Here is a 9,303-nt window from a genome sequence, read left to right on the forward strand (position 1 = left end):
CAGCGCGGGCTGCGTCAGACCCGTACGGTCCAACTCCCCACCCTCAGCAGCGAACACACGCTCCCGGAAATCCGCACCGAAACCGGCGCACACCTCATCCAAAGCAGCCGCAAAGACCGGCTGCGCCCCGTACAACTCCCGCCCCATACCCAGACGTTGCGCACCCTGACCCGAGAACAGGAAGGCGAGCGGTCCGGGGGTGGCCGTGCCCTGGGCGGTGGCCGGGTCGGTGGATCCCTCGGCGAGGGCGTCGAGGGCGGCGAGGAGGTCCGGCTCCGAGTCGGTCAGGACGGCGGCCCGGAAGTCGAGTTGGGCGCGGCCCGTGTACAGGGCGGTGGCGACCTCGGCGGCGGGCAGACCGGGGGTCCCGGTGAGGAAGTCCCGCAGGCGGCGGGCCTGTTCGCGCAGGGCGTCGGGTGTGCGCGCGGAGAGCAGCCACGGCAGCGGCTCGCCCTCGCGGGGGGCCTCGGCGGTGACCGGCGCGGGCACGGGTGCCTGCTCGACGATGACATGGGCGTTGGTGCCGCTGACACCGAAGGAGGAGACACCGGCGCGGCGCGGGCGGCCGGTCTCGGGCCAGGGGGCGGCGCTGGTGAGCAGGGCGACCGAGCCGCTGCTCCAGTCGACGTGCGGGGTGGCCTGCTCGGCGTGCAGAGTGCGCGGCAGCCTGCCGTGCCGCATGGCCATCACCATCTTCATCACGCCCGCGACACCGGCCGCGGCGGAGGTGTGGCCGATATTGGACTTCAGGGAGCCGAGCAGCAGCGGCCGGTCCCCGTCCCGTTCCTGGCCGTAGGTGGCGAGCAGGGCCTGCGCCTCGATGGGGTCGCCGAGGGCGGTGCCGGTGCCGTGCGCCTCGACGGCGTCCACCTCGCTCGGGCTGAGCCGGGCGTTGGCGAGAGCCTGGCGGATCACTCGCTGCTGGGAGGGGCCGTTGGGCGCCATCAGTCCGTTGCTGGCGCCGTCCTGGTTGGTGGCGGAGCCGCGCAGCACGGCGAGGACCTGGTGCCCGTTGCGCTCGGCGTCCGAGAGGCGTTCCAGGAGGAGTACGCCGGCGCCCTCGGACCAGGCGGTGCCGTCGGCCTCGGCGGAGAAGGCCTTGGCCCGGCCGTCCTTGGCGAGGCCGCGCTGGCGGCTGAACTCCACGAAGAGGTCCGGGGTCGGCATGACGGTGACCCCGGCGGCGAGCGCGAGACGGCACTCCCCCGCGCGCAGCGCCTGCGCGGCCAGGTGCATGGCGACCAGGGAGGAGGAGCAGGCGGTGTCGACGGTGACCGCGGGGCCTTCCAGGCCGAAGGTGTAGGCGATGCGGCCGGAGATGACACTGGTCAGGTTGCCGGTGAGCGAGTAGCCCTCGGCGCCCTCGCCCATCGTCGTCATGCCGCCGAAGTAGCCGGGCTGGGTGGCGCCCGCGAAGACGCCGGTCGGGGTGCCCTTCACCCGGGCCGGGTCGATGCCGGCGCGCTCGAAGACCTCCCAGGCCGTCTCCAGGACGAGCCGCTGCTGCGGGTCCATCGCCAGCGCCTCACGTGGGGAGATCCCGAAGAAGGCCGGGTCGAACTCGGCGGCGTCGTGCAGGAATCCGCCCTCGCGTACATAGCTGGTGCCGGGGTGGTCCGGGTCCGGGTGGTAGAGCCCGTCCAGGTCCCAGCCGCGGTCGGTGGGGAAGCCGGAGATGACGTCGGCTCCCGAGTCGACGAGCTGCCACAGGTCCTCGGGGGACCGCACCCCGCCGGGGTAGCGGCAGGCCATGGCGACGATCGCGATCGGCTCGTCCGAGGCCGCGCTCGGCAGTACGGCGCTCGCGGCGGTGCTCTCCCCGAGGATCTCGGCGCGTACGTGGGCGGCGACCGCCTCCGGGGTGGGGTAGTCGAAGGCGAAGGCGGCGGGCAGCCTAAGGCCGGTGGCGTTGTTGATGCGGTTGCGCAGATTGACGGCGGCCAGCGAGTCGAAGCCGAGTTCCTTGAAGGCGCGTCCGGCGTCGACGGCCTCCTTGCCGCTGTGCCCGAGGACGACGGCGGCCTGGGTGCGGACCAGGTCGAGGACGGTCCGCAGCTGTTCCGGCTCGGGCAGTTCGCGCAGGGTGGCGCGGAGCGCGGCGGCCGTCTCGCTGTCCTCGGCGCTCGGCTCGGCGCGCAGGGCCGCCAGGGCCTTACGGGTCTCCGGGTCCCGGCGGCGGCGCAGCCAGGAGGCCATCTCGGGCAGGGCCTCGCGCAGGCTCCGCCCGGCGTCGATGCCGAGCGCGTCGACCAGGGAGTCGATGTCCTCCTCGTCGAGGGCGCGCCAGAACTCCTCCTCGGCCTCGTCGCGGGCGCCGAGTGCGGGGGTGAGCCAGTAGTGGCGCCGCTGGAAGGCGTAGGTGGGCAGGTCGACGGTGCGGCCGGGGCGCCCGGCGAAGAGCGGGGACCAGTCGGGTCCGGCGCCCCGGGTCCAGGCCTCCGCGAGCGCGGCGAGGAAGGCCTCGGCCTCCGGGCGGTCCTTGCGCAGCAGCGGGACGAGGAGCCCGGTGAAGTCCTCGGGCAGGCACTCCTGCGCCATGGCGGACAGGACGCCGTCCGGACCGAGTTCGAGGAAGCGGGTGACCCCGCGGGCGCTGAGCAGCGCGATGCCGTCGGCGAAGCGCACGGCACGCCGCACATGCTCCACCCAGTACGCGGCGTCGAACTCGCGGACCAGTTCGCCGGTCAGGTTCGAGACCACGGGGATCGAGGGCGTGTCGTAGGTCAGCTCCGAGGCGACACGCCGGAACTCCTCCAACATCGGCTCCATCAACGGCGAGTGGAAGGCGTGGGAGACACGCAGCCGCTTGGTCTTATGGCCCGACTCCGCCAGCGCCTCCGCGAGTTCGAGGACGGCCGCTTCCTCACCGGACAGGACGACCGACTCGGGACCGTTCACCGCCGCGATGTCGACACGGCCCTCGAACTCCCCGATACGCGACCGGACTTCGGCCTCACTCGCCCGTACGGAGACCATCGCGCCACCCTCGGGCAACGCCTCCATCAACCGACCACGAGCAGCCACCAATGTGCAGGCGTCCTCCAGGGACAGCACACCCGCGACATGAGCCGCCGCCAACTCACCGATGGAATGACCCGCCAGGAAGTCCGCACGTACACCGAAGGACTCCACCAGACGGAACAACGCCACCTCGACGGCGAACAGCGCAGGCTGAGTCAGACCCGTACGGTCCAACTCCCCACCCTCAGCAGCGAACACACGCTCCCGGAAATCCGCACCGAAACCGGCGCACACCTCATCCAAAGCAGCCGCGAACACCGGCTGCGCCCCGTACAACTCCCGCCCCATACCCAGGCGTTGCGCACCCTGACCCGAGAACAGGAAGGCCAGTTTGCCGGGGCGGGCGGTGCCCTCGGTGACGGAGGGGTGCGGGGTGCCCTCGGCGAGGGCGCGCAGGGCTTCGGTGCCCTGGTCGAGGTCCTCGGCGAGGATCAGGGCGCGGTGGTCGAGGGCGGCCCGGGTGGTGAGCAGCGAGGTGGCGAGGTCGGCCGGGTCGGTGGGGGCGGCGGCGAGGTGGTCGAGCAGCTTGGCGGCCTGGGCACGTACGGCGGCGGTGGAGCGGCCGGAGAGCGCCCAGGGCAGCGGGCCGCGCGCGGGGGCCGCGGGAGTCTCGGGGGCCGAGTCCTCCTCCGCGGGGGCTCCTTCGACGATGACGTGCGCGTTGGTGCCGCTGATGCCGAAGGAGGAGACGCCTGCCCGGCGGGGGCGGTCGGCGGCGGGCCAGGGGGTGTTCTCGGTGAGCAGGCGGACGGTGCCCGGGGACCAGTCGACCTCGGGGGTGGGCTCCTCGGCGTGCAGGGTCTTCGGGAGGGTGCCGTGCCGCATGGCCATCACCATCTTGATGACGCCCGCGACACCCGCGGCGGCGGCGGTGTGGCCGATGTTGGTCTTCACCGAGCCGAGCAGCAGCGGGTTCTCGGCGCCGCGTCCCTGGCCGTAGGTGGCGAGCAGGGCCCCCGCCTCGATGGGGTCGCCGAGGGCGGTGCCGGTGCCGTGGGCCTCGACCGCGTCCACGTCGAGGGGGGTGAGGCGGGCGCCGGCGAGCGCGGCCTCGATGACCCGCTGCTGGGAGGGGCCGTTGGGGGCGGTCAGCCCGCTGCTCGCACCGTCCTGGTTGATGGCGGAGCCGCTGACCAGGCCGAGCACGCGGTGCCCGTTGCGGCGGGCGTCGGAGAGGCGCTCCAGGACGAGGACGCCGACGCCCTCGCCCCAGACGGTGCCGTCCGCGGCGGCGGAGAAGGCCTTGACCCGGCCGTCCCTGGCCAGGCCCCGCTGGCGGCTGAACTCCTGGAAGAGCCAGGGGTTGGGCATGACGGTGACGCCCCCGGCGAGCGCCATGGTGCACTCCTCGCCGCGCAGCGCCTGGGCGGCCCAGTGGATCGCCACCAGGGAGGAGGAGCAGGCGGTGTCGACGGTGACCGCCGGGCCTTCGAGGCCGAAGGTGTAGGCGACCCGGCCGGAGATCACGCTGTTGACGTTGCCGGTGAGGGTGTAGCCCTCGACCTCCTGCGGCGGGGTTCCGGTGCCGCCGCCGAGGTAGCCGGGGTTGCCCGCGCCGACGAAGACGCCGGTGCGGCTGCCCTTGACCGTGGTCGGGTCGATGCCCGCCCGCTCGAAGGCCTCCCAGGAGGACTCCAGGAAGAGCCGCTGCTGCGGGTCCATGGCCAGCGCCTCACGCGGCGGGATCCCGAAGAACTCCGCGTCGAAGCCGCCCGCCTGGTGGACGAAGCCGCCTTCGCGCACATAGCTGGTGCCGGGGTGGTCCGGGTCCGGGTCGTAGAGCCCGTCCAGGTCCCAGCCGCGGTCGGTGGGGAAGGCGGTGATGCCGTCCTCGCCGGAGGAGACCAGCTGCCACAGGTCCTCCGGCGAGTCGACGCCGCCCGGATAGCGGCAGGCCATGCCGACGATCGCCACCGGCTCCTGGCCCTTGGCCTCGACGGCCTGCAGCCTCCTGCGGGTCTGCTGCAGGTCGGCGGTCACGAGCTTCAGGTAGTCGCGGAGCTTCTCTTCGTTGCTGGCGCTGGCCATCTGGGCGCTGCCTCCGGTGGTCTCAGTTGAGGCCGAGTTCGTTCTCGATCAGGGCGAACATCTCGTCGTCGGTGGCCGCGGTGAGCGTGCTGCCGCCCTCCTGGCCCTGCGCTTCCTCGTCGGTCTCGTTCTCGGTCCGGTCGAACTTCCACAGCAGCGAGCGCAGCCGCTTGACGGCCTTCTCGCGCCCCTCGCTGCCTGCGGGCAGGGCGGCGATCGCCGCCTCCCACTCGGACATCGCGCCGAGGACCGCGGTGTCCGCCGCCCCGTCCTCGCCGCCCTCGGGCCGCAGTTCGGCGAGCAGGTGCCCGGCGAGCGCGGCGGGTGAGGGGTAGTCGAAGATCAGCGTGGTGGGCAGGCGCAGGCCGGTGGCGGCGCCGAGGCCGTTGCGCAGCTCGACGGCGGTCAGCGAGTCGAAGCCGAGGTCGAGGAAGCCCCGTTCGGTGTCGATCGCCGCCGGGTCGGGGTGGGCGATGACGGTGGCGACATGGCCGCGTACCAGGTCGAGCAGGGCGTCCGCGCGCTCCGGTTCGGCGAGCGTGGCGAGCCGCTGCCCGAGCGCGGCGGCACCGGCCGCGGTGACGGCGGTACCGGCGGCGGCCCGGCGCACCGCGGTCCGCACCAGGCTCCGCAGCGGGGCGGGCAGCCTGCCCGCCTCCGCCTGGTTGCGGAGCGCGGCCGCATCGAGGCGTACGGCGGCGAGCAGCGGCTCGTCGTGCCGGGCGGACTCGTCGAACAGGGCGAGGCCCTGCTCGCTGGGCAGCGGCAGCACCCCGCTGCGGTTCATGCGCGCCAGGTCGGCGCCCGCGAGCCCCTCGGTCATACCGCTCGCCTCGGCCCACTGGCCCCAGGCGAGCGAGAGGCCCGGCAGCCCCTGGGCGCGGCGGTGCGCGGCGAGGGCGTCCAGGAAGGCGTTGGCCGCCGCGTAGTTGGACTGCCCCGGGCCGCCGAGGACCCCGGCGACGGAGGAGTAGAGGACGAAGGCGGTCAGGTCCAGGTCGCGGGTGAGCTCGTGGAGGTTGAGCGCGGCGTCCACCTTGGGCCGCATCGCCCGGTCCAGCTTCTCGGGGGTCTGGGCGGCGAGCACCGCATCGTCGAGGACTCCGGCGGTGTGCACCACCGCACGCAGCGGACGCGCCCCGTCGATCCCGTCGAGCAGCTTCGCCAACTGCCCCCGGTCAGCGGCATCACAGGCCAACACTTCCGCCTGCGCACCCAACTCGCCCAGTTCCGCGACGAGTTCGGCCGCACCCGGCGCCTCAGGACCACGACGCGCCGCCAGCACCAGATGCCGCACACCGTGCTCGGCCACCAGATGCCGGGCCACCAGCGCACCCAACGTGCCCGTACCACCGGTCACAAGCACCGTCCCCGACGGATCCCAGACCTGCGGAACCGTCAGCACGATCTTGCCCACATGCCGCGCCTGCGACATGAACCGGAACGCCTCACCCGCACGACGGATGTCCCACGACCGCACCGGCAGCGGCTTCAGCACCCCCGCCTCGAACAACCGCGCAAGCTCCGCCAGCATCTCCCCGATACGGTCCGGACCGGCGCCCTCGACCATGTCGAAGGCGCGGTAGTCGACGCCCGGATGGCTCGCGGCGACCTCGGCCGGGTCGCGTACGTCGGTCTTGCCCATCTCCAGGAAGCGTCCGCCGCGCGGCAGCAACCGCAGCGAGGCGTCCACCAGTTCACCGGCCAGGCAGTCCAGGACCACGTCCACGCCCGCGCCGCCGGTCGCCGCGGAGAAGGTCTCCTCGAAGGCCGTGGTGCGCGAGGAGGCGAGGTGGCGCTCGTCCAGGCCGAGGGCGCGCAGGGTGTCCCACTTGCCCTCGCTGGCGGTGCCGAAGACCTCCGCGCCCAGGTGCTCGGCGAGCTGCACGGCGGCCATGCCGACGCCGCCCGCCGCCGCGTGCACGAGGACCTTCTCGCCGCGCCGGAGCCCGGCCAGGTCGACGAGCCCGTAGTAGGCGGTGAGGAAGACGGTGGGCAGGGCCGCCGCCTGCTCGAAGCTGAGGCCCTCCGGGACGCGGACGACCAGGCGCCGGTCCACCACGGCGAGGGGGCCGAAGGCGCCGCGGATCAGGCCGGTGACCCGGTCCCCGACCGCGAGGCCCGTGACGCCGGGGCCGATCTCGGTGACGATTCCGGCGCCCTCGTTGCCCATCCGGGCGGCCCCCGGGTACATGCCGAGCGCGATGAGCACATCGCGGAAGTTCAGCCCGGCGGCCCGCACGGCGACCCTGATCTCGCCCTCGGCGAGCGGGATCCGGTCCGCCTCACAGGGCAGGAAGGCGAGGTCTTCCAGGGTCTCGCCGCCGGTGGTGTCGAGGGTCCAGGCGCCACCGGCCGGGAGGACGGGGGCGGCACCGGGCGCGGAGCCGCGCACCAGGCGCGGGGCGAGCAGCGCTCCCTCGCGCACCGCGAGCTGCGGCTCCTCCGCGGCGGCGAAGACCGCCTCGGGCAGCGGCGCGTCCCAGTCGGCGTCGGTGTCGACGAGGACCAGTCGGCCCGGGTTCTCCGCCTGCGCGGCGCGCACCAGGCCCCAGACCGGGGACTGGGCGAGCGCGGTCACGTCCTCGCCGGAGCGGACCGCCACGGCCCGCCGGGTGCGCACGAACAGGCGCACGTCCGCGAGCTGTTCGGCGGCCAGCCACTCCTGGAGGACGCCGAGCACCGCGGCGGCGGTCTCGCGGGCCGCCTCCGCGCCGGAGGCCGTGCCGCCGGGGACGTCGAGCACGACGGCGTCCGGCAAGGCGGCATCCGCTTCGAGGGCGGCGGTCAGGGCCGCCACATCCGGGTGGCTCGTCCGGTACGGGGCACTGGGGGCCTCCTCGGCGCCGATCCGCAGCAGGTGCGGGGGCTCGGCGGCGGAGGCGGCGGGAACCGCGGACCAGTCGAGGCGGTACAGGTGCTCGGTGGTGCTCGCGGTGGCCGCGGCGGCGAGCTGCTCGACGGGGACGGCACGGGTGGCGAGGGACTCCACGCCGAGGACCGGGTGGCCCTCGGGGTCCGCGATGTCGAGGGAGAGGGAGTCCGGGCCGGCCGTCGCCATCCGGACCCTCAGCCGGGAGGCGCCGACGGCGTGCAGACGCACACCGTTCCAGGAGAAGGGCAGCCGCACCTGTCCTTCCGCCGTCGCCGGCCCGGCGGCTGCGAGCCCGTGCAGGGCAGCGTCGAGCAGGGCCGGGTGCAGAGCGAACCGGCCCGCCTCGTCCTGCTGCGACTCGGGCAGCTCCACCTCGGCGAACACCTGGTCACCGTCGCCCGAGCGCCAGGCCTTGGCCAACCCCTGAAAGGCCGGGCCGTACCCGTAACCGGCCGCGGCGAGCCCCGCATAGAAGCCGTCCAGGTCGACCGGTTCGGCGCCCGCGGGCGGCCAGTTGCCGGGCTCGGCGGGGGCTTCGGGGGCGGGGTGGGTGAGGCGTCCGGCGGCGTTGCGCACCCAGAGGGCGTCGCTCTCCCCCGGCGCCCCGGCCCGGGAGTGCACGGAGACCGCACGGCCGCCGTCCTCCTCGGCGGGGCCGACCAGCACCTGGATCTGCACCGCCTCCCGGGCGGGCAGCACCAGGGGTGCTTCGAGGACCAGCTCGGCGAGGTGCGGGACGCCCGCCTCCTCGCCCGCGCGCAGGGCCAGTTCGACGAAGGCCGTACCCGGCAGCAGTACGGTCCCGGCGACCGCGTGGTCGGCGAGCCAGGGGTGGCTGCTCAGCGACAGGCGCCCGGTGAGCAGGATCTGCCCGCCGTCGGCCGCGGCCACGGTGGCGCCGAGCAGGGGGTGCCCGGCCGCGCCGAGACCGGCGGCGGCCACATCCCCCGCCGGGCGGGCGGGCTTCGGCCAGTAGCGCAGCCGCTGGAAGGCGTACGTGGGCAGCTCGGCATGGCGTGCCGCCTGCCCGGCGGTCAGCGCCGTCCAGTCGGGCCGGATGCCCTTGGTCCAGGCCTCGCCGAGCGCGGCGAGGAAGGCCGCGGCCTCCGGGCGGTCCTTGCGCAGCACCGGCACCAGGAGCCCGTCGAAGGCCTCCGGGAGGCAGTCCCGCGCCATCGCGGTCAGCACGCCGTCCGGCCCCAGCTCCACGAAGCGGGTCACGCCCTCAGCAGCCAGGAAACCGATCGCGTCCGCGAAGCGCACGGCATGGCGCACGTGCTCCACCCAGTACGCGGCATCGAACTCGGTCACCAGCTCACCGGTCAGATTCGACACCACCGGAACCGAAGGCGTGTCGTAGGTCAGCTCCGAAGCGACAC

The 9,303-nt window shown here is 74.3% G+C and carries 1 protein-coding gene and 2 pseudogenes; all 3 read right to left on the bottom strand.

Going from position 1 to position 9,303, the window contains the following annotated elements; translation table 11 throughout:
- Positions 1-2,490: beta-ketoacyl synthase N-terminal-like domain-containing protein (locus HFV08_RS32665; protein WP_446696853.1), on the bottom strand; the 2,490-nt coding region annotated here is incomplete at its 3' end.
- Positions 2,479-5,049: pseudogene (locus HFV08_RS32670) on the bottom strand (type I polyketide synthase); the annotation flags it as partial. The pseudogene HFV08_RS32670 and the gene HFV08_RS32665, both read right to left, overlap by 12 nt.
- A 22-nt stretch (positions 5,050-5,071) precedes the next feature.
- A pseudogene (locus tag HFV08_RS30945) lies at positions 5,072-9,214 on the bottom strand (SDR family NAD(P)-dependent oxidoreductase); the annotation flags it as partial.
- Positions 9,215-9,303: the final 89 nt, after the last annotated feature.

It is taken from the genome of Streptomyces physcomitrii (genome assembly GCF_012273655.1).
In the GTDB taxonomy this organism is placed as follows: domain Bacteria; phylum Actinomycetota; class Actinomycetes; order Streptomycetales; family Streptomycetaceae; genus Streptomyces; species Streptomyces physcomitrii.